The sequence below is a fragment of the Demequina activiva genome (assembly GCF_016862815.1).
Taxonomy (GTDB): Bacteria; Actinomycetota; Actinomycetes; order Actinomycetales; family Demequinaceae; genus Demequina; species Demequina activiva.
Genome location: NZ_BONR01000002.1, coordinates 430062 through 451716 on the forward strand (window position 1 = coordinate 430062; position 21655 = coordinate 451716).

Below are 21655 nucleotides of genomic sequence, written 5' to 3' on the forward strand. Positions count from 1 at the left end.
GCGGACGGCCGATGCGCGCGCCGGGCCGTCACCCGGAGACGGCGTCGTACGCGCTCAGCAGCAGCGAGGGATCCGGCCCTTCGAGGCGCACGGGGTTGCCGATGCCCGCAAGGATCACGAACCGCAGCATGTCGCCGCGGGTCTTCTTGTCGCGCCGCATCGCGGTCTGCAGGGCGTCCCACCGGTTGCCCTGATACGTGACGGGCAGGCCCAGCGATGTCAGGATCTCGCGGTGGCGGTCCACCGAGGCGTCGTCGAGCCTGCCCGCCAGTCGCGCAAGCTCGGCGGCGAAGACCATGCCGACTGACACTGCGGCTCCGTGGCGCCACTGGTAGCGCTCGGTGTACTCGATCGCGTGACCGAAGGTGTGGCCGTAGTTGAGGATCTCTCGCAGGTGCGACTCCTTGAGGTCCGCAGCCACCACATCGGCCTTGACCTGGATCTTGCGCGTGATGAGCTCCTCGAGAACCGCGAGCGTGGCGTCGTCGAGATCGGCAGCGCTCAGCGCCGCCGCGTGCTCCTCTATGAGCTCGAGGATGCGCGCGTCAGCGATGAAGCCACCCTTCACCACCTCGGCAAGACCAGCCACCCTGTCGTTCGCGGGAAGCGTGCGCAGCATGTCGAGATCGCACCACACGGCTGCAGGCTCGTGGAACGAGCCCACGAGGTTCTTGCCCTCGGTCGTGTTGATGCCGGTCTTGCCTCCCACTGCGGCATCCACCATCGCCAGCACCGTGGTCGGCAGTTGCACCACGGCGACGCCACGCAGCCATGTGGCAGCGACGAACCCGGCGAGATCGGTGACCGCTCCCCCGCCCAGACCCATCACCACGTCCGTACGAGTGAAATCGGACTTTCCGAGGACCTGCCAGCAGAAGGCCGCGACCTCGGCGGTCTTCCCCGCCTCTGCGTCGGGGACCTCCGCCAGCACGGGGGTCCGGCCCGAGGCCTCGATCAGGACGCGGAGCGCATCGGCACGAATGCGGAGAGGGGCGGAGTGCACGATCAGCACCCGCGAGGCCGCCTCCGGTAGTGCGTCGACGGCCGATTCAAGGAGGTCGGTCCCGACGGTCACCGAGTACGGCGCGGCGGACGTGACCTCGACAACGGCGCTCACTGGTGTGCCTCCAGCTCGAGGATCGACGTGGCCACCTCGTCCACCGAGAGTGCGTCCGTGAGCACGGTGACCGTTGCGAGCTCCTCGTACAGTGGGCGTCTGTGGTCCATGAGCGCCTTCCACTGCTGTCGAGGGTTGCCCACGAGCAGCGGACGCGATCGGTTGAATCCAACGCGCGGGGCCGCGGCGGAGAGCGAGACGTCGAGGAACACCATGCAGCCGCCTGCGTCGACATACGAGCGAAGCTCGTCCCGTGTCGCCGGGTCGAGCACGGCTCCGCCACCGAGCGACAGCACGCCGTCGTGCTCGGAGAGCGCCGCTACGACGGCGGCCCTCTCCAACGTTCGGAACGCCTGCTCGCCCTCGTCGAGGAAGATGTCCGAGATGGACCTGCCGGACAGGGTCGCGACATCCGCGTCCGTGTCGCGCCATCCGAGTCCGGTCAACTCCGCGAGGCGACGCCCCACCGAGGACTTGCCAGACCCGGGCGGCCCGATGAGGACGAGGCGTGGCTGCGCCATCAGCGCAGCTGCTCCGGGATCGCGGCCGTGTAGGACGCGATGTTGCGCCTCAGCTCGTCCACGGAGTCACCGCCGAACTTCTCCACCAGCGCATCGGCCAGCGTGAGGGCCACCATCGCCTGCGCCACCACGGCAGCGGGAGCAACGGCGCACACGTCGCTGCGCTGATGAATCGCCTTCGCCGCCTCGCCCGATGCTGTGTCGATCGTGTCGAGCGCACGCGGAACGGTGCTGATGGGCTTCATCGCCGCACGCACGCGCAGCGGCTCGCCATTGGTCATGCCGCCCTCGACGCCACCGGCCCTGTTGGTCCGTCGCGCCACACCGCCTTCGCGGTACTCGATCTCGTCGTGCGCCTCGGAGCCACGTCGCGCGGCCGTCCGCAGGCCATCACCCACCTCGACGCCCTTGATCGCCTGAATGCCCATCAGGGCGGCGGCGAGACGCGAGTCCAGACGTCGATCCCAATGGACGTGACTTCCCAGGCCAACAGGCAGGCCGTACGCGACCACCTCGACCACCCCGCCGAGCGTGTCGCCGTCCTTCTGGCAGGCGTCGATCTCCTCGACCATGCGCGCGGAGGTCTCGCCGTGGTAGCAGCGGATGGGGTCCTCGTCGAGCTGCGGCGTCGCGTCTGCCGGCGGCAGCGGCGCATCATCGGGGACGCTGATGGGGCCGACCTGCACGGTGTGAGCCACCAGACGGATGCCGGCCGCCTGCTCGAGGAGTGCCTCCGCAACGGTCCCGAGAGCCACGCGGGCTGCCGTCTCTCGCGCAGACGCCCTCTCGAGGACAGGTCGCGCGTCGTCGAAGCCATACTTGGTCATGCCGACCAGATCGGCATGACCGGGGCGCGGGCGCGTGAGCGCGGCGGAGCGAGCGCCCGTGAGCTCGGCCGGGTCGACGGGGTCGGCGCTCATCACGGTCTCCCACTTGGGCCACTCGGTGTTGCCGACCTGGATCGCGACCGGGCCGCCCTGGCTGACGCCGTGTCGGACGCCGCCGAGGAACGTCACCTGGTCCTTCTCGAAGGACATCCGCGCTCCACGACCGTAGCCGAGTCGTCGTCGGGCGAGCGCCGCCTGCACATCGGCCGTCGTCACCTGGACGCCGGCCGGAAGTCCTTCGAGGGTGCCGACCAGTGCCGGACCATGGGATTCGCCTGCGGTGAGCCATCTGAGCATGGCTGTCATTGTGCCAGAGGGCTACGACGCGGATGCCCATGGCGATGCGCGGGGCCCCGTCTGAATCGGTTGCTACGCTCTGCGCATGACGACGCCGGTGACGCACTCGCTCGATACAGCCGGTGCGAGGATCAAGGGCTGGTGGCTCGCCGCGTCGACTCGCCAATCGGACCGTGCGTGGGTGCCTCCAGCCTGGGTCGCTGTCGCGTCGGTGCTCGTCGCTGCCGCGATACACGCCTCCGTCGCATGGGGCTCGATAGGGCCGATCTTCGGACCCGACGAGATCGGCACCATGGGCAATGGAAGGGTCATCGCCGACTCGGGACAGAACTGGTCGCTCATCGGCAACGGGTACATGCCGGGCGTCGGGCTCATGCTCGCACCGGTCTGGGCGCTGACTGATGACCCCTTCGTGGTCTATCAGGTGGCGCTTGCACTCGGTGTGGCCACCGCTGTGCTGTCGATCTGGCCCCTGTCGAACGTGGCTCGGTGGGCGGGCGCGTCTGCCTCGGGAGCCGTGGTCATCGCTGCTGTGATCTCTCTGGCTCCCGCGCGCACGATCCCGAGCAACTACGTCATGTCGGAGAACCTGCTGATCCTGGTCACTGCTTCAGCGGTCGCACTCGCCATCCGCGTGCTGCGGTCACCAACCCTCCTGAACGCCGCCTTGTTCGGACTCGTGGCAGGCGCTGCCCCTCTGGCCCACGGCAGGGGCGCGACCGTCGCACTCGCCTGCGGTCTGTGGTGCGTGTGGTGGCTGTGGCGACGCGCAGCCGTGGGACTGGTCGCCGGCATCATCGCGACGAGCGTCTCAGCCGCTTCCTATCTCCTCTATCGGTGGATCACCGCGCGGCTCTACTACGGCGACGACCGGGTGGCCGATGTGCTCTCCGGCTCCGAGAGCCGCACGTGGGAGGACGTGATCGCCTCTCTCGCGGGCGTCTCGTGGTACGCCGTGGCAGCCTGGCCGGCCGTGGCGGCCCTTGGCGTTCTCCTGCTCGCCCGGCGGCTGCGGCACGATCCGATCGCGTGGCTCGTCACGGGAATCACGACGCTGGCGATCGTGCTGACCTTGACGCAGATGCAACGCTCGCCGTCCGAGGGCCCGTTCACCCGACTCGACACATGGTTCTACGGACGCTACGCCGAGCAGGCGTTCGTGCTGCTGGCAGTGATCGGAGCGGCGGCACTCGTCAGGGTGAGGTGGGCCGCACTGTCGGCCGCTGTGGTGCTCATCACGGCCGCCGTGAGCATCGTGTTCCTCGTGCTCACCGTTCCGCGCATGCCGGTGGGCGGGTACTTCATCGATATCCACGTTCCGGGTGTCTCGCACTACTTGAGCCTCGACACGATCATCGCGGGAGAGTCGGAGCCGTGGGCTCTGATCTGCGGAGCGACCGTCCTGGTGGCGCTGCTGGTCGTCATCGCATCGTGGGTGCGCTCCGCAGGGATCCTCGTCCTCGCGCTGTATTGGGGCGCGCTCTCACTCGCGAACGACGCGACCCGGATCGATCCCCGCGACGACTACTACCGTGAGACCGCAGCGCTCGGCGAAGCAAGCGCCTACCTCCCCGCGGACGTCACGGTCGGAGCTGACATCACGTATGCCGAGGGCACCAACTTCTATGTGTTCTGGAACACCCCTCGCAGGCTGACCCTCATCGCCGTCGGCGAAGGTCTGCCTCATCCCGACGTGGTGCTGACGACGATCGGCAATCCCGTTCCGGCACAGGCGGGGGCAAAGCTCCTGCCCGAGGGTGACTATGCCGGTCTCGGGTACTGGATCTACCCCGGCGATCTCCAGGACTCGCTCAGCGAGGCCGGACTGCTGGTCGACGCACCCACCCCCGCCGGCTGACGCGCCCGGAGGGCGCCGCCGCAGCCACCGGTGGCTGCGGCGGCTTCGCACGCAAGGCGGGCGGGCGGGCGAGCTTCACGATGGGCCCGGCCGCCCGCTTGCGCCTAGCTTGCGCCCGGCTGCGGGTCCGCCCCGCCTACCTCCGCGAAGGGAGAGTCGCCTGTCAGTGGAGCGGGCTCGAGCACGCCTTCGTCGACCACGGTGTAGTCCGGATTCTGGAGATAGAACGCTCCGGTGGCGGTCACCTGCACATCTCCATCTGCGGATTGCGAGACACCGGTGAGCGGTGAAGAATCCGACTGGCGAGCCTCGAGCTGCACGTTGTACAGCTGGAACAGCTGTTGAGCAGGGTCGGCCAGGAGCTCGAAGAACTCGAGCGCCTCCTCAGGCGTCCCCGCCACGCTCAGCGTGACGGCGACCTCGACCAGGCCGTCGGTGACGACGACGTCGGCGGTGGGCGGCGTCACAGCAGGCTGGAACTCGGAGGTCTCGCCGGTCTCAGGCAACGGCCCGGTCACGAAGAGGCCTGCGATCTGCGTCGAGACGAGTGCCCCTGGCGCGACGGTCCAACCCTCGACCGTGGCACTTCCCGCCTGGCTCAGACTCACGATCTCCACGCCCGACTCCTCGACCGCTGTCGCCAGTCGGGCCCGGATGACCGGCTCGTCGAAGACGGAAGGAGCGTTGAGTGCGACCGCGTCCGAGTAGTCCGGGGCAGCCTCCAACTCGCTTGCGTAGGCGTCCAACTGAGCGGAGGCAGTCTCGATGAGCACCGTGTTCCCCTCGACCTCCTCGGCTCGGTCCGCGAGCTCCCCAGTCTGCTTGATCTGCGGGCTCACGGCGAGGAACCATCCCAGCGCCAGGACGATGATGATCGCGACGACGGTCAGCGCGATGATGGGTGCGTACTTCGAGTTGAGCATCAGCCCTCCTCCTCCGTAGTCTCCTCCGCGGCGGCGGACGGGCTGGGCTCAGCGCTCGGCTCGGGCGAAGGTGCGACGCCTGGGTCTACGGCGACGATGACCTCACCCACCGAGATTCCTGTCACGGAATCCTCAGGCACCAGGCGACCAGTGAGGACGCCTTCCGTGAGCACCGCTCGTCCGGTGACGAGCCAGAACACGTCAGCTCCGTCGGTGCCGTAGGCCTCGGTCGTCGCAGAGACGTTGGCGATCCCAGGAAGAGCCTCGATGCGCTCGAGATGCGCGTTCGCGTCCTCGAGAGACAGAGCACGGGAGATGAACTCGACGGTTCCCACTCCCCCTCCGACCACCGGGTCGACGATGACGTTGCCGAGCCCCTGAGCGCTGGGGCCGAAGAACGCCACGCTGTCGAAGCTGGTGTCCTCGTCCGCCGTCGCGAGGATCGAGGAGGACAGAGCGGAATAGGCAATCTCTCCGTAGCCCACCTGCGCGAGCCCGAACTCCTGCTCCTCTCGCTCACGGTAGGCCTCGTACACGACGACCTTCGCATCCCGCTCCGCGATCGCCTCAGCTTCAGCGGCAACAGCGTCATCGACGTTGTCCTGCGCGAGCCCGCGCGCGCCCCATGCCAGGAACCACGCGACCGCTACGACACCGATGGCGATGAGCACCGCGAACAGCGCGGTGACCTGCACGGCCCGCAAGGCCCGCTTCTCTGCGATGTCCTTGGGTATCAGATTGACGGCCGGCAGCGGTGACGCGCCGATGCGCTTGGCAAGCTCGTTCACGCCGCACCTCCCATCGCGAGTCCGACGACCGTCGCGAGCGTTGCCTCACGGCCTCGAAACTGCTGGGCGTCGACCTTCTTGGACACCACCGCTCCTTGCATAGGGTCGCCGATCATCACCGGCAGGCGCGTAGCACTCGAGAGTGCCTGGCCGAAGCCCGCCATGTACGCTCCACCGCCGGAGAGCACGATGCGCTCCGCGCCCGCGCCCGGGTTGGACGAGGCGAAGTACACGAGCGTGTTGCGAATCGAGTCGATCAGAGGCGACATGACATGAGCCACGGCCTCGGCGACGGGGCGCTGCTCCGTGCCGACGTTAGGGTTCATGCCGATCTGGAACTTGAGTGCCTCAGCGTCGATCGACGCGCCCTTGAAGGCGCTCGCGATGGCCTTGGTCGCGTCCGAACCACCCTGGGGAAGCACTCGCACGAGTCGTGGGGATCCGTGCTGCGAGACCACCACCGTCGTGGTCTCCGCGCCCACATCCACCGTGGCGACGTTGGACGTCATGAGCTCACCACGCACGGTGCCCCGCCAGAGTGCGAATGCCTTGTGGTCGATGCGTGCGGGACCGATGCCCGCTTCATCGAGACCGGAGATGAGGCCGCGCACGAACTCGCGAGGCGCCGCGACCAGCAGACCGCGGAGCATGGGTCCCGACTGCGTCTCGATCTCGACGCTCGGGTAGAAGTCCAACAGCGCGTCGTCGACGGCCATCGGGAGCGAGTCCTGAACGTGGAACGCGAGCGACGCCCTGACCTCGCTCATCGATTGGGTGGGCACGTCCACCTCGCGCACCACCACGCTCGGGTGGCCGATCGCCAGGATCGCCTTCTTCGGCTTCACCTTCGCGGCGCTCAGAGCCTCCTTGACGGCGCTCGAGAAGGCGCCAGGCTCCTCGACCTGCCCCTCACGCATGACGCCAGCCGGAAGTGCGCGCTCGGCGTACGCCGTGAGCGCCGCTCCGGCTCGAGGATCGTCGCCGCCGCGCAGCTCGACCTCTGCCACGCGCACGACGGTCGCTCCCACGTCGATCGCTACTTGTCTGGTCGCCACAGCGGCCCCTCCTTTAATGTTTCAGGTGAAGTATCGGCACCCTTGTCGGAAGACTCAAGGCTCATGAGAGACCCGTCACACTCAGGTACCACTCGGCGATCGGCGGCCCCAAGATCACCCCTGTCCACGCCCCAGCGAACATCCACGGCCCGAACGGAATGCGCACACCCGTGGCCCGGCGAGCCACGATCATCGCGCCCACGCCCACGATCGAACCCCACACGAACGCAGCGAACCCTCCGACGGCCAGCTCGGCCCAACCGAGCCACGCGAGAACGCCACCGAGGATGAAGGCCAGCTTGACATCGCCCAGCCCCATGCCCTTCGGATACACCAGCACTGCGGCGAAGTAGAAGGCGCCGAGCACGGCCGCGCCGGCCAGTGCACGCGCTGCACTCCACCAGTCCCCTGACACGGCTGCTGCCGCCACGATGAGGACCCCAGCGATGATCGCGAAGGGAAGCGTGAGGGCGTCCGGCAGCCGCATGGTGTCGAGATCCACCAGCGTCAGGACCACGCTGAAGAAGGCCAAGGTGAGCAGCAAGGGCAGCGCCCACGTCACACCGGCGCCCCAGGCGACCGCGCCGAAGATCACGCCCATCGCGAGCTCCACCAACGGATAGCGACCACTGATGGGTGCCGAGCAGTCCGCGCACCTGCCACGCAGCCACAGCCACCCGATGACGGGGACGTTGTGCTGGGGGCGGATCCGCCCCCCACACGACGGGCACGCGCTGGGAGGCGACACCACCGACAGGCCTGCCGGCACGCGGTAGATCACGACGTTCGCGAACGACCCGAGGAGCAGTCCGAGCACCGTGCAGAGTGCGACCACCAAAGCGCTTGTCACCCGCGAATGTCGAACCGCGAGCTCAGCCGCATGTCGGCCTCATCATCGAGGTCGGGAACGGTCGTCACGAGCGACGGCACGGGCATGGAGAACATCTCCTGCTCCCAACCGTTGGTCTGCGCCAACGACCCCGCGTAGACCTGACCCTTGAAGGGATCGGACGACGCCGGGATGGAGTTCTGAGACTCGAACTTGCAGGGCGTGTAGATCAGTTGCGCCACGTCCTGAATGTTCTGGAACTTCGCCATCCAGATGCTGCCGTCCGCCCAGCCGTCGGAACCGTTGTCCGAGCATGTGGGCGTCTCCTGCCCCTGGGTGAAGGTTCCCGTGGCCCACGAGACGCCGGGAGCGTCGGCGGGCACGATCCAGTAGAGAAGACGCTCGGAGCCGTCTGCCGAGCGCACACGCAGGTCGTTGCGCGAGCGGAACCCTGTGTTCGACACCATTGCCACGTCCGACGTGAGCACCAGGTTCGCGTTGTCGAACTGAACCGGGGTGTTGGGTGGGCAGTTGAAGATGATCAGTCGGGGTCCCACCACGGTCCCCGCGTTGTTGACGATCGCGGTCGAGCCAGCGGTGCTGCAATCGGTGGCAGTGACGAGGGTGTACCCGGCATCGTCGGTCCACCGCGAGATGTCTGCGGCCGTCATGGTGATCTGGTCCATGGGCACGCGTCGCGGCGCCTGGATGCGGCTGGGGTAGCCCACTGCGTCATTGAAGGACGCGCTCGCGGTGGAGGGGTTGGAGGGATCCGGGGTTCCCACGGCCATGCCGGGGTGTCGGTTCGCGGGCGTGATGTTGAGCTGGGGGTGAATGGCACCGGACGCCCATGCCTGGCCATCGACATACGCCTGGTTGTTGCGTACCGACAGGTTGCCTGACCGCACGATGACATCCTTGGAGATTCTGGTCGCCTCCATCTCGACGCCCGTCTGGACGTACAGACTGCCGTCGATGGTGGCCTGCTGCGACTTGAAGCCATGCAGGAAGGAGAAGGCGATGCCTCCGATGCCGCCCTGCGGTGCCTTCGAGTTCTGCAGGAGGATGCCGCCGTTCGTGAGGGCCGAACCGGTGATCCGCGAACCGGAGTTCTTGATCGCGATGCCCCACTCGGCGGCGTCTCCCGCAGCGTAGACGTTGCCGTCGATGTCCGCGCCCGAGGAATCGATGATGACGCTCCCCGATGCCCAGACGTCACTGAAGATGTCGCAGGTGTTCTCGAGCCTCACGTCGCCATGCGCAGCGACGATGGAGCCCTCGATGTGCTCGTTCGTCGAGCAGGTGATGCCGCCGTTGGAGTAGACGTGCGCGTCACGAGCGTTGACGGTGCTCTCGAGCAGGTCCGTGTTGTTGCGCATCGTCAGGGTCGCCTCGGAGAACAGCGCCTTGTCGAGGATGCCCGGCGGGATCGTGGGCGAGAAGCTCGCGGCGACGGTGCGCTGCACCGGGTCGCCATCCAGCACGACGGGCGGGGTGGTCGCCGTCGCGGTCACCACCAGCCTCGTGGTCAGGTCGCCCGGCCCCGGGCACGCCTTGGTCGACGTGGTGGTGCCGTCCGAGACGGTGAACTCATAGGCCAGTGCGACATCGTCGCCGTTCATGACGAGGCTGTTGTTCGAGCAGATCGAGGAGAGCTCGTCGTACTGAAGCCCCTCGAGGCTCGTGAAGATGAGATCGATGCCCGCGTCGGCGCTCGCGTAGGCGCGCTCCTCGACGCGAGTCTGCTGCGTGCGCTCCACCGTGAACATGGTGGCGGCGGCCACCGTGGTCATGATGACGGCGCCTACGAGCATGATCCCCAGCACCATGACCATGGCGACGCCCTCGTCGGACTCTCGCCAGGAACGGTTGCGATCCATCATCGTGTCACGTCCTCAGTTGCAGGCAGGGACGGTGTTGCCCTGCGGTCGTACGGTGATGCTCTTGCTGAATTCCACGGGCTTGTGCCCGTTCTCGGTGTCGACGGCAAGGTTGATGCGCAGCAGCTTCGACACGCCCAGGACGCCGTCGGTGCTCGTGTCGATCAGACCATCCGCGACCCCGAATGCTCGCGAGGAGCTTCCCTCGCTGAACCCATCGCGGACCACGGGCCACGTCGACGTCGCTCCGGCAGCGGATCCGCTCGCCGCCGCCGTGAGAGCGGCGCGCGTGGGCGCGCCGTCCGCGCCGATGTAGCGGCGGAGCTCGCCGTCCGAGTCGGACATGTAGTAGCCCACGCACACCCAGGTGCTGCTCGCGGCATCGGCATTCGTGGCGATGCGCGACTGGGTCACCATGAGCTGGCCGTCGTCCGCGACCTCGGTGAAGGCCGCGTTGCGAAGGTCCGCCTCGACCTCCTTGAACGTCACCTGCGCGATGTTGTTCGCATGGGCCGCATCGATGGTGTCGCGCTGCACGGTGATGACGCGGATGAACAGTGTCGCTGCGATGCCCATGATCATGATGAGCAGCAATGAGTAGACGATCAGCTCCGCGAGCGTGAAGCCATCGTCGTCGAGCCGACGTGAATGCCGCATCATGCGTCGAACTTCACGTAGATGTTGGACGTGAGCGTGATGTCAGCCACCTCGAGGTCCGCCACTTGAGGCGTGACCACGACCGTGACCAGCGCGAGCTTGGGCTCGAGCTTGGGGTCCGGGCCGGTCTGCACGCAGTTCGTGAGCGTCCCGGTGATCTCCAACGGCACGCCACGGCCGTCGACGACGGTCTCGGTCGCCTCGACAGCATCGCGCACGTTGTCGCAGTCGCCGGTTGCGGCCTTCGCCCGCGCCACCTCCATGCGTTGGGTCGCCAGCTCCGTGGCGCTCGCACGCGTGGATGACTCGCCCACCGCGGTGATGGCGGTGATGAGGAGGGAGAGGATGGCCATCATCACGATCGCCAGGAGCAGCATCGAGACCATGATCTCGGTCAGGCCGAAGCCGTCGTCCTTGCCGTTGCTCTTCATCTCACTCCCCTCAGCCTTCTCAGAATACGCGGCTGCGGTGGGATCGGGAATATGCACTCCCGACCCCACCGCAGTTTCACTCACCTGCGATTAGCAGGAGGTGGAACCCTCGTGCAGGGTGCCGTCAGCGTCGATCGACCAGTCCTCGATGTCTCCACCGGCGACCGAGGCGCCGATGCAGAAGCCACCACCGGTCACGGTCACCGAGCTCGTGGCCCAGCTCACACCGGGCGAGGTGGTGAAGCCCGAGATCGTCACGGAGGTCGCGGTCGGGTTCTCGACGAGCGCGCTCGCGACCTCGATCTGAGCGTTCTTGAGGTCCGACTGAGCGGCCGAGTCCTTGGCCTTCGCCTGCTGGTTCAGGTACAGCGGGATGGCGATGGCGGCGAGGATGCCGATGATGATGATGACCACGAGGAGCTCGACGAGCGTGAAGCCCTTGTCGGTGCCCTCGAGCTTCTCCTGCATGCGCTTCTGGATGCGTGCAATCATGGTGATGCCTTTCGGTGTCTTGTTTTCTCTTTCAAGCCCGAACCCACGGATGTGAGTCCGGTCACGGCCGAGGAGACTCACGTCACGCCCAGTAGACACCTGGGGCCCTCAGCCACGTCTGTGTGTAGTTATCCGATCAGGTCGAAGACCTTGAAGATCGGCATGTAGAGAGCGATGACCATTCCGCCGATCATGCCTCCCAGCACTGCGATCATGATGGGCTCGATCAGGCTGGTCAATTGCTCTGTGGTGGATTCCACTTCTTGGTCGTAGAAGTCCGCGATCTTGTCGAGCATCTCGTCCAGCGCACCCGTGTCCTCGCCCACCGCGATCATCTGGACGACCATGGGCGGGAAGACAGGATGCTGCGAGAGAGGCTTCGCCAGCGACTCGCCCTTGCGCACCGACTGCTGCACAGCGCGTGTGGCATCCTCGATGACGATGTTGCCTGAGGCCTGGCCCACGATGTCGAGCGCCTGGAGGATCGGCACGCCGGAGCGGACCATCGAGCCGAAGTTGCGTGAGAAGCGCGCGACCGCGATTTTCTGCACGAGCGGACCGAACACGGGTGCCTTGAGGAACGCCGGCTGATACTTGCGGCGCACGCTCTCCTTGTGCTTGTTCTTGCCCCACCACACGCCGAACATGATGAGGGCGATGATCAGCGGCACCGCACCGATCTTCATGATGTTGGAGGCGTAGACCAGTATCTGCGTCGCGAACGGCAGCTCTCCCCCGAGTCCCTCGAACATATCCGCGAACACGGGCACGATGAAGATCAGCATCGCGGCTGTCGCGAGGATCGCGATGAAGAACACCACCACGGGGTAGGTCATCGCGGACTTGATCTTCCCGCGCAGCTTGACCTCGTTCTCGAAGTTCTCGGCGATCGAGACCAGCACCGTGTCCAGGAATCCGCCTACCTCACCCGCCTTGACCATGTTGATCATGATGGGCGGGAAGACCTGCGGGTGCCGGCCCAGGGACTTCGAGAACGACTGGCCCGTCTCGACATCACCGCGGACCTCGGCCACGACCTTCTGCAGGGCCTTGTTCTCCGTCTGCTCGGCAAGGATCGACAGCGATCGCAGGAGCGACAGACCTGAGGAGATCATGGTGGCGAGCTGACGCGAGAGGATCGCGATGTCCTTGAGCCCGATCTTCTCCCCCATGCCAGGGATCGTCAGCTCGGTGTTCAGACCCTTGCCACCGGTCTCAGCGACCTGCAGCGGTGTGAGCCCCTTCTCGCGCAGTCGCGATGCGACGGCAGCGCTGGTGGGCGCCTCCATCGTTGACTTGTGCGTCTTTCCCTGCATGTCGCGGGCAGTGAACTCGAACTGCTTGGTAGGCGTCGCCATCGTGGATACCGTCCCTTAGTACTTGGAAGCGCCAGCGCGCCCGCACAGCCGGTTGAACTCTTCATACGAGTGACACATCTCGACCGCCACGTCATAGGAGATGGTGCCGGCCTTGACCAGCTCCGCGAGGTGCTGATCCATGGACTGCATGCCCAGCGACGCACCTGCCTGCAGCGAGGTGTAGATCTGGTGGGTCTTCCCCTCGCGGATCAGGTTGCGAATCGCCGGCGTGGCGACCATCACCTCGACGGCGACAGCTCGGCCGGGTCCGTCTGCGCGCGGCAGCAGGGTCTGGCACAGCACGCCCTGGATCGCGGTCGCCAACTGCACGCGCACCTGCCCCTGCTGCTCGGACGGGAACACGTCGATGACGCGGTCGATGGTCTGCGCGGCGTCCTGCGTGTGCAGGGTGGCGAACACGAGGTGACCGGTCTCGGCAGCGGTCAGCGCGACGGAGATGGTCTCGAGGTCGCGCATCTCGCCGATGAGGATGATGTCTGGGTCCTGGCGCAGCACGTGCTTGAGCGCGCGGCCGAAGGACTTCGTGTCCGCGCCCACCTCCCGCTGGTTCACCAGCGAGCGCTTGTGGCGGTGGAGGAACTCGATGGGGTCCTCCACGGTCATGATGTGACCGGAGCGGGACCGGTTGGCGAGGTCCACGAGGGAGGCCAGAGTGGTCGACTTGCCTGAGCCGGTGGGGCCCGTCACGAGCACGAGGCCTCGTGGCAGGGTCGCGAAGTTCGCGGCGGCCTGCGGGATGCCCAGAGACTCCAGCGGCTTGATCTCGTAGGGGATCACGCGGAACGCGGCGCCGACGGACTCACGCTGACGGTAGAGGTTGACGCGGAAGCGCGCCTCGCCGACCAGCGCGTACGAGAAGTCCAGCTCCAGCTCCTCCTCGAACTTCTCGCGCTGCGCCTGCGTCAGGATCTGATAGAGCGTGCGCTGCAGGCTCTCCGGCATGAGCTTGGCGAAGCCCTCCAGCGGCTGAAGTCCTCCGTCGACGCGCACCATGGGCGGCGCACCGCTCGTCACGTGGAGGTCGGAGGCGCCCAGCTTGAGCATGCCGCGGAGCGCCTCTGTGATGTCGAGGTCGCCTTCCTGCGCGTCCTGACTCATCCCGATGCGCTTGTGCGCGGCCGGCTGAGCCTGCGGCATGGTCCCCGAGGTGGGTGCGGATGCAGTGGTGGGACGCGAGCCGGCGACCGGCGTCGCGGGCTGAGCAGGCGCGCCGGGCGCGGCCTGCCGCGGAGGCATCATGGGCTGGCGCTGCGCTGGCGCCGCACCAGGCTGACCCGGTGCCTGCTGCCCGGGCATGGCCTGTGACGGAGCGGGCTGGCCCGGCATGGCCTGGGCGGGAGCCGGTCGCTGCGGCTGAGCGGGGGCGAAGTGGTTCGAGGGCACCTGCGGGACGGAACCGGACATCGGTGCCGAGCCCGGGACACCGGACTGCGCAGGTCGCTGGACGGCCGGCTGGCCGGCTGGCGCAGGCTGCTGCGGCGGTCGCGGAGTCTCCTCCGGCATGAACTGCGTCATCGTCGTTCCTCCCGTGCGCCGCGATCGTGGAACCGCGACGTCTCGTCAGTGAGAGTGGTATCGGCACACACTATGACGCGCTTCACCACAAATCGGTCAAAAAACCTGTGGGATGCGTCACTTCGCCACACGGAACAGCTCCTCGACCGACGTCGTGCCGTTCAGCACCTTCGCCCAGCCGTCCATGAGCAGCGTCTCCATGCCGTTCGCGCGGGCGGCCCTGCCGATCTCCGCTGCCGACGCGCGTGCGACCGCGAGACGCTCGATCTCCTCGTTCACCACCATGATCTCGTGGAGCGCGACGCGCCCGCGGTAGCCGGTGTTCGAGCATCGCTGGCAGCCCTCGGGCCGGAACACGGTGGGCGGAGGCTGGGTGGCGTCCCACGTGATCGAGTCCGGGATCTCCTCCCGGGTCATCGTGTACTCGACCGCGCAGTGCTCGCACAGGCGACGCGCGAGACGCTGGGCGACCACGGCGTCGATCGCGGAGCCCACGAGGAACGGCTCGATGTCCATCTCGATCAGGCGCGTCAGCGCGGACGGCGCGTCGTTCGTGTGCAGGGTCGACAGCACGAGGTGACCGGTGAGCGCCGCCTCGATCGCGATCTGCGCGGTCTCGTGGTCGCGGATCTCACCGACGAGCACCACGTCCGGGTCGGCACGCAGGATAGACCGCAGCGCCGCTGCGAAGGTCAGCCCGGCCTTGGGGTTGACCTGCACCTGGTTGATGCCGGGGATCCGGTACTCGACCGGGTCCTCGACCGTGATGACGTTGATCTCGGGACGGGTGATCTGGTTCAGGGTCGCGTACAGCGTGGTGGACTTTCCCGAGCCCGTGGGGCCGGTCACGAGGATCATGCCGTACGGCTTGGTGAAGGTCTCCGCGTACGCCTCGTAGTTCTTCTCGCGGATGCCCAGGTCCTCGAGGTCGAGGGTCGCCGTCGAGTTGTCGAGGATTCGCATCACGACCTTCTCGCCCCACACTGTGGGCAGCGTCGCGACTCGCAGGTCGATCTTGCGGCCCTGGTGGTTGACGGACAGACGTCCGTCCTGCGGCTTGCGCCGCTCCGCGATGTCGATGTCGGACATGATCTTGAGACGGCTGGTCACGCCATTGGAGATCGCCTTCGAGGCCCGCTGCATCTCATGGAGCACGCCGTCGATGCGGTACCGCACCCTGAGGTCCTTCTCCGTGGGCTCGATGTGGATGTCCGAGGCACGGTCCTGGACTGCTTGGGAGATCAGCAGGTTCACGAACCGCACGATGGGTGCGTCATCCTCCGAGATCGCGCCGGACAGCGCCTCGTCGTCGAGGTTGACCTCGGACTCGGAGAGCTCCTCCTGGAGGTCCTCCAGCTCGGCGTCGGAGCGGCAGTAGCGGTCGATCGCCGTCATCACGTCGTCGTGCGTCGCCACGACGGGGATCACCTGGAGGCCGGAGATGGTGCGGAAGTCGTCGACCGCGACCACGTTGCCTGGATTGGACATCGCGACCTTCAGGATGCCGTCCTGGAGAGCGATCGGCAGAGCGCTGTGGCGCCGGCACACGGCCGCCGAGACCATCGAGACGGCGGAACGGTCCACCGGGAACTCATTGAGCTCCACGAACTCCATCCCGACCTGCGACGCGAGCGCACGGACCAGCTGGCCCTCGGAGATCAGGCCGAGCTCGACCAGCGTCCGTCCCAGCGACTGGCCGCGCGACTGCTGCTCGTCGATGGCATCCATCAGCTGCTCTTCCGTGAGCACGCCATCCTCGAGCAGGATCGAACCGAGCTGCTTCACAACACTCCCTCATTCGCCATCGAGTGCGCGATGCGCACCTTGCGAAAAATAACATCGGCATCGGCATGAGGGCAGACCAGTGTTACCGATCTCACTCAGGCAGCCAGCACCGCCTCGAGCGCCGTCACGGGCGCCGCTCGTCCCGTCATGAGCCGTACCTGCTCGAGGGCCTGATGGAGCAGCATCCGGGTTCCGGGAACCAGCACTCCCCCGGCCCCGCGCCACGCCGCGCCCAGCGGTGTCACGAGCGGCTCGTACACCACGTCCAGCAGCACCGCGCCAGGCTGAACCGAGCCGAGCATGTCTCCCAGCAGGGCGCCGGCGTCGGCGGGGATGGTGGACACGACCGCCTCGGCGGCCGCCATCGCCTGCGGCGCATCCTCGAGGCTCACGAATCGCGGCTCGACGCCCATCTTGGTGGCCGCGCGCATCAGTGCGCCAGCGCGCGCACGGTTGCGGACCGCGACCAAGGGCCGGGTCACGCCGAGGCGTCCCAGCGCGGCGAGCGCGGACGTCGCCGTCGCTCCCCCGCCGAGGATCACGCCGCTGGTCGCACGCTCCACGCCGCCCTCGGCCAGCGCCGCCACCACTCCGTGCACGTCCGTGTTCGCGCCCACGAGCTGACGGTGGCCCGCGACGGGCTGCACCACCACGGTGTTGATCGCACCGACGAGCTTGGCCATGGGCTCGATGAAGTCGACGAGGGGCATCGCTGCGACCTTGAGCGGCATCGTCAGGCTGAGTCCGGCCCAGTCGTCGTCGAGCTCCGCCACGAAGGCCGGGAGCCGGTCCTCCGTGACGTCGAAGGCCCGATAGTCCCAGTCCAGACCCAACTCCTGGTACGCCGCACGATGCAGCGCCGGCGACAGCGAGTGCGCGATGGGATGTCCCAGCACGCCCGCACGGCGCGTCGACGTCATGGTGGGGTCAGCCGTCCGAGCCCTCAGCGGCCTCTTCCTCAGCGGCACGGGCCTGTGCCCACTCGCGCAGCTCGGCCACGTTCACACCGTGCTGCTCGAAGGTCTCCGCGTACTTGGTCTCGCCGGTGTCGGTGTTGACCGTCACGAAGAACAGGTAGTCGTGATCGGCGGGATTCATGGCCGCGATGATCGAGGCCTCACCCGGGGCCGCGATGGGCGTGGGCGGCAGACCCGGGTACATGTACGTGTTGTACGGCGAGTCGATCGCGCGGTCCTCAGCGGTGGTGAACACGCCCTCGGTGGGGTTGAGGTACTTGACGGTGGAGTCGAGCTCGAGCGCCATGTCGATGTCGAGGCGGTTGTGGATCACGCCGGAGATCATGGGACGGTCCTCGTCCAGACGCGCCTCGCGCTCGATCAGCGAGGCGATCGTCAGCACCTCCTGGCGATCGCCCTCGGGAACATCGTTGCGGTCCAGCACCGTCACGGTGGTGTCCACCATCTCGGCGAGGATGTCCGCAGGCTGCGCGTCGGGGTTGAACCGGTACGTCAGGGGGAACAGCCAGCCCTCGAGGTTGCCGTCAGCCTCGGCGGGGAGCCCCAGCGCCTCGGTGTCAGCCGCTGCCGCCTCGACCTCCTCGATGGTCGCGTCCGTGAGGTTCGCGATGGCCTGGAGGTAGAACTCCAGCGTCTTGCCCTCGGGGATGGTGAGGGTGAGCTCGTTGCGGTTGTTCGGGTCGAGCAGGGCGAGCAGCGCGAACTCGGCCTTCATCTCGCGCTGCATGAAGTAGTAGCCGGGCGTGATGCCCGCGGCGGCGGGGTTGTTGCGCGCCTCGCTGATGAACGCCTCGGGAGAGGCGACCACGCCAGCCTCGTACAGCGTCTGCGCGATGTCGGAGCCGGTGTCACCCTGCTCGACGACCACCTGCACCACGCCCTGTCCGGCGCCCTCGTAGTCCTGCGCGACGTTGGCGGAGTCCGTCTCGAAGGACTGGACGAAGTTCCACGCGATGGATCCGCCGATGGCGAGCAGCACCACGGCGACGGCGGAGACCACGAGGGTCCACTTGCGTCGGGTCGCACGGCGCTGCTGCCGCTGCAGGCGGCGCATGTCGAGCGACGTGGTCGTCGTCGCCTCGGCCTCGAAAAGGTCAGTCATCATTCCCCTCGGGGATCGGCTCGTAGGTCACCCTATCGAGGTTTCCCTGTCGTTCAATGTCCAACGCGCTCTCGAGGATCACCACAGCGGCGGCCTGATCGATGACCTGGCGTTGCTGTCGTGAGCTCCTGCCGGCCTGGCGCATGGCGTGCTGCGCCGTGGCGGTCGAGAATCGCTCGTCCACCAAACGAACCACTGCGTCGCATCGTTCCGACAGCTGCGCTGCGAACGCGTGGGCCATCGCCGCGCTGTCGCCATCCTTGCCCGAGAGCTTCCGGGGAAGCCCCACGAAGACCCTGGTGGCACCGCGCTCGCGCACGATCTCGACCACCTGGTCGACGTCGCCATCGCCGCGTGGGACGGTCGTGACGGGGAACGCGAGCACGCCTTCGGGGTCCGAGGCGGCCACGCCGATGCGGACGGTGCCCACATCGACCGCCAGCCGCACTCCTCTATCCACGGTTCCCGACCGCCGCCACCACGGACTCCAGCGCTGCGCCGATCCTGGTGGCGTCCTGACCACCGCCCTGTGCGAGGTCCGGCTTGCCCCCGCCACCGCCGCCCAGGACGCTCGACGCGACCTTCACGAGGTCGCCTGCGCGCAGGCCGGCATCGCGCGCGGCCTGGTTGGTGGCGATCACGATCTGCGGACGTCCGTTGAAGGCAGCCGATGCGGCCACGACGGAGGGGCCGGCCTCGCCCAGGCGGGAGCGGACGTCCGTCACGAGCGTGCGCAGGTCGTCGCCGTCGGAGGCGTTCGCCGATTCGTGCGCCACCACGCGCACGCCGGCGACGTCCGCCGCGGTCTCGACCAGCTGGGCCGCGACCTGCTGCATCGCCTGCTGGCGGTACTGCGCCAGCTGCTTCTCGGCCTCGCTCAGGCGGCTCAGCAGAGACCCGATGCGGTCGCTCAGCTCCTCGGGCCGCGCCTTCAGGGTCGTGGTGAGCTCGTTCACGATCGACCGCTCTGCCGCCAGGTTCGAGAACGCATCGGCTCCCACCAGCGCCTCGATGCGGCGTGCACCCGAGCCGACGGAGCCTTCGCTCGTGACCGACAGCAGGCCGATCTGGCTCGAGTTCTCGACGTGCGTGCCGGCGCACAGCTCACGCGAGAACGGTCCGCCGATCTCGACCACGCGCACGCGGTCTCCGTACTTCTCGCCGAACAGCGCCATCGCGCCCAGACCCTTGGCCTCGTCCAACGACATCACGTTCGTCGCGACCGGCAGCTCCTCGCGGATCGCACGGTTGGCGATGCCCTCGATCTCCTCGCGCGCGGTGTGGGAGATGCCCTGGCGCCACGCGAAGTCCAGGCGCATGTAGCCGGGCTTGTTGTAGGAGCCCGCCTGCGTGGCGTCGTCGCCGAGCACCTGATGCAGCGCGGAGTGGATGAGGTGGGTGGCGGAGTGCGCCTTCGACGCCAGGCGACGATTCACCACGTCGACCTCCGCGGAGACCTGGTCGCCGGCGGCGATCTCGCCCTCCTCGACCGTGACGGTGTGGACGATGACGTCCGCGACCGGCTTCTGCACGTCGATCACGTTCAGGGTCGCGTGGCCGCCGCGAATCTCGCCGGTGTCCGCGTCCTGCCCGCCGGACTCGGCGTAGAACGGCGTCTGGGCGAGGATCACCTCGACGGTGTCGCCGGCCTTCGCCACCGGGACGGAGACGCCGTCCTTGATGACGGCGACCACCGACGTGGCGAGGCTCAGCTCGTCGTAGCCACGGAACTCCGTGGGCGTCCTCTCACCGACGGCCTGGTAGACCGCCACGTCCGCGTGCGCACCCTTCTTGGCCTTCGCATCGGCCCGGGCGCGCTCCTTCTGCTCGTTCATGAGGGCACGGAAGCCGCCCTCGTCCACGGTCACGCCCTGCTCGGCCGCCATCTCGAGGGTGAGGTCGATCGGAAAGCCCGACGTGTCGTGGAGACGGAACGCGTCCGCGCCGCTGAGCGTGCTCGAGCCGGCCTGCTTGGCCTTGGCCACGGCGGTGTCGAAGATGGTGGTGCCCTGCGTGAGGGTGCGCCTGAACGCGTCCTCCTCCGTCACGGCGACGTTCTCGATGCGCGCGATCGCGTCGCCGAGCTCCGGGTACGAGGGCTTCATCGCGTCGAAGCTGGTGCGCACCAGCGCGGCCATCGATGGGTCCTCGACGCCCAGCAGCCGCATCGATCGGACGGTGCGGCGCAGCAGCCGGCGCAGCACGTAGCCACGCCCCTCGTTGCCGGGCACGATTCCGTCGTTGATCAGCATCATGGAGCTGCGGACGTGGTCTGCGATCACGCGCAGGCGCACGTCGTCCTCGGCGTCCGCCTTGTAGGCCTTGCCCGACAGCTCGGAGGCCTTCGCGATGACCGGGAAGACCTCGTCGATCTCGTACATGTTCGACACGCCCTGCTTGAGGTACGCGATGCGCTCGAGGCCAGCGCCGGTGTCGATCGCCTTCTGGTCGAGCTCCCGCACCAGCGGATAGTCCTTGCCGGAGCCGGGTCCGCGAAGGAACTGGTCGAACACCAGGTTCCAGATCTCGAGGTAGCGGTCGCCGCCGGGATCCACGGTGCCGCCCACCGCCTCGGGGCCGAACTCGGGACCGCGGTCGTAGTGCCACTCGGCGCACGGGCCGGCGGGTCCGGGCTGTCCGGTGTCCCAGAAGTTCTCCTCGCGCTCGAGGTGCACCACGTGAGCGGCGGGCACGCCGATGGCGCGCAGCGCGGAGTGCGCCTCAGCGTCCTCCTTCCAGGTGGTCACCCACAGGCGTTCGGGATCGAGTCCGTACTTTCCTTCGGACTCGGGTCCCGTCAGGAGGTCCCACGCGAAGTCGATCGCGCCTTCCTTGAAGTAGTCGCCGAAGGAGAAGTTGCCCAGCATCTGGAAGAACGTGCCGTGGCGGGTGGTCTTTCCCACCTCTTCGATGTCCTTGGTGCGGATGCACTTCTGGACGGAGGCGATGCGCGCGTGCGGGGAGGTCTCGGTGCCGATGATGTACGGGATGAACGGCACCATCCCTGCCACGGTGAACAGCAGGCTGGGATCGGGCGACACGAGCGAGGCGCTCGGCTCGATGTGGTGGTCCTTCGACTCGAAGTAGTCGATCCAGCGCTGTCGGATGTCCGCGGTGCGCATCCTGTCCTCCATGTCCTGCCGGCCTGGTGAGCCGGGTGGA

General features: G+C 67.5%; 19 protein-coding genes. 1 reads left to right on the forward strand and 18 read right to left on the reverse strand.

Annotation, left to right across the window (positions count from 1 at the left end):
- Window positions 1–28 precede the first annotated feature (28 nt).
- Genes aroB through aroC form a run of 3 tightly spaced genes read right to left on the reverse strand, consistent with a single transcriptional unit; the run spans window position 29 to window position 2822 of the window.
- Window positions 29–1117 carry a 3-dehydroquinate synthase gene (aroB, locus tag Dac01nite_RS06840; protein WP_373307238.1) on the reverse strand — a complete coding sequence of 363 codons (1089 nt, stop codon included), beginning with the start codon at window positions 1115–1117 and terminating at the stop codon, window positions 29–31.
- Window positions 1114–1638, reverse strand: coding sequence for a shikimate kinase (locus Dac01nite_RS12115; protein ID WP_239066555.1), 525 nt, complete (start codon window positions 1636–1638; stop codon window positions 1114–1116). The genes aroB and Dac01nite_RS12115 overlap by 4 nt, the downstream gene beginning before the upstream one ends.
- A complete protein-coding gene (gene aroC, locus Dac01nite_RS06845) occupies window positions 1638–2822 on the reverse strand; it encodes a chorismate synthase (protein WP_203654875.1) in 1185 nt (394 codons plus the stop codon). The genes Dac01nite_RS12115 and aroC overlap by 1 nt, the downstream gene beginning before the upstream one ends.
- Before the next feature lie 85 nt (window positions 2823–2907).
- Here aroC and Dac01nite_RS06850 point away from each other — a divergent pair, with 85 nt between their 5' ends.
- Entirely contained in the window at window positions 2908–4680 is a 1773-nt protein-coding gene (locus tag Dac01nite_RS06850) for a hypothetical protein (protein WP_203654877.1), read from the forward strand.
- A 104-nt stretch (window positions 4681–4784) separates the two neighbouring features.
- Here the strand turns inward: Dac01nite_RS06850 and Dac01nite_RS06855 are convergent, their stop codons facing one another.
- From Dac01nite_RS06855 to alaS, 15 genes are all read right to left on the reverse strand, one after another.
- The gene (locus Dac01nite_RS06855; RefSeq protein ID WP_203654879.1) at window positions 4785–5603 is read right to left on the reverse strand and encodes a hypothetical protein; all 819 of its coding nucleotides are present in this window, start codon (window positions 5601–5603) and stop codon (window positions 4785–4787) included.
- The gene (locus Dac01nite_RS06860) at window positions 5603–6391 is read right to left on the reverse strand and encodes a hypothetical protein (RefSeq protein ID WP_203654881.1); all 789 of its coding nucleotides are present in this window, start codon (window positions 6389–6391) and stop codon (window positions 5603–5605) included. The genes Dac01nite_RS06855 and Dac01nite_RS06860 overlap by 1 nt, the downstream gene beginning before the upstream one ends.
- Window positions 6388–7446 (reverse strand): type IV pilus assembly protein PilM, encoded by a 1059-nt coding sequence (gene pilM / locus Dac01nite_RS06865; RefSeq protein ID WP_203654890.1) that lies wholly within the window; start codon window positions 7444–7446, stop codon window positions 6388–6390. Before pilM ends, Dac01nite_RS06860 begins: the two co-directional genes overlap by 4 nt.
- A gap of 61 nt (window positions 7447–7507) precedes the next feature.
- Window positions 7508–8281, reverse strand: a complete 774-nt coding sequence (locus tag Dac01nite_RS06870; protein WP_239066556.1) for a prepilin peptidase — start codon at window positions 8279–8281, stop codon at window positions 7508–7510.
- 11 nt (window positions 8282–8292) lie between these two features.
- Entirely contained in the window at window positions 8293–10158 is a 1866-nt protein-coding gene (locus Dac01nite_RS06875) for a hypothetical protein (RefSeq protein WP_203654894.1), read from the reverse strand.
- A gap of 12 nt (window positions 10159–10170) precedes the next feature.
- Window positions 10171–10815 carry a type II secretion system protein gene (locus Dac01nite_RS06880; RefSeq protein WP_203654896.1) on the reverse strand — a complete coding sequence of 215 codons (645 nt, stop codon included), beginning with the start codon at window positions 10813–10815 and terminating at the stop codon, window positions 10171–10173.
- Entirely contained in the window at window positions 10812–11243 is a 432-nt protein-coding gene (locus Dac01nite_RS06885; RefSeq protein ID WP_203654897.1) for a type IV pilus modification PilV family protein, read from the reverse strand. The genes Dac01nite_RS06880 and Dac01nite_RS06885 overlap by 4 nt, the downstream gene beginning before the upstream one ends.
- Window positions 11244–11333: 90 nt before the next feature.
- On the reverse strand, window positions 11334–11735 hold the full coding sequence (locus Dac01nite_RS06890) for a prepilin-type N-terminal cleavage/methylation domain-containing protein (RefSeq protein ID WP_203654899.1): 402 nt from the start codon (window positions 11733–11735) through the stop codon (window positions 11334–11336).
- Window positions 11736–11863: 128 nt separating this feature from the next.
- On the reverse strand, window positions 11864–13093 hold the full coding sequence (locus Dac01nite_RS06895; RefSeq protein ID WP_203654901.1) for a type II secretion system F family protein: 1230 nt from the start codon (window positions 13091–13093) through the stop codon (window positions 11864–11866).
- Window positions 13094–13108: 15 nt separating this feature from the next.
- Entirely contained in the window at window positions 13109–14629 is a 1521-nt protein-coding gene (locus Dac01nite_RS06900; RefSeq protein WP_239066557.1) for a type IV pilus twitching motility protein PilT, read from the reverse strand.
- Between the two features lie 117 nt (window positions 14630–14746).
- Window positions 14747–16414, reverse strand: a complete 1668-nt coding sequence (locus Dac01nite_RS06905; RefSeq protein WP_203654908.1) for a GspE/PulE family protein — start codon at window positions 16412–16414, stop codon at window positions 14747–14749.
- 95 nt (window positions 16415–16509) lie between these two features.
- Window positions 16510–17334: a shikimate dehydrogenase gene (locus Dac01nite_RS06910; protein ID WP_203654910.1), complete on the reverse strand. Its 825-nt coding sequence runs from the start codon at window positions 17332–17334 to the stop codon at window positions 16510–16512.
- A gap of 7 nt (window positions 17335–17341) precedes the next feature.
- The gene (gene mltG, locus Dac01nite_RS06915) at window positions 17342–18493 is read right to left on the reverse strand and encodes an endolytic transglycosylase MltG (protein ID WP_203654912.1); all 1152 of its coding nucleotides are present in this window, start codon (window positions 18491–18493) and stop codon (window positions 17342–17344) included.
- Complete coding sequence (gene ruvX / locus Dac01nite_RS06920) at window positions 18486–18941, reverse strand: Holliday junction resolvase RuvX (RefSeq protein ID WP_239066558.1); 456 nt, start codon at window positions 18939–18941, stop codon at window positions 18486–18488. Before ruvX ends, mltG begins: the two co-directional genes overlap by 8 nt.
- A 4-nt stretch (window positions 18942–18945) precedes the next feature.
- Window positions 18946–21615 carry an alanine--tRNA ligase gene (alaS, locus tag Dac01nite_RS06925; RefSeq protein ID WP_203654916.1) on the reverse strand — a complete coding sequence of 890 codons (2670 nt, stop codon included), beginning with the start codon at window positions 21613–21615 and terminating at the stop codon, window positions 18946–18948.
- Window positions 21616–21655: the final 40 nt, after the last annotated feature.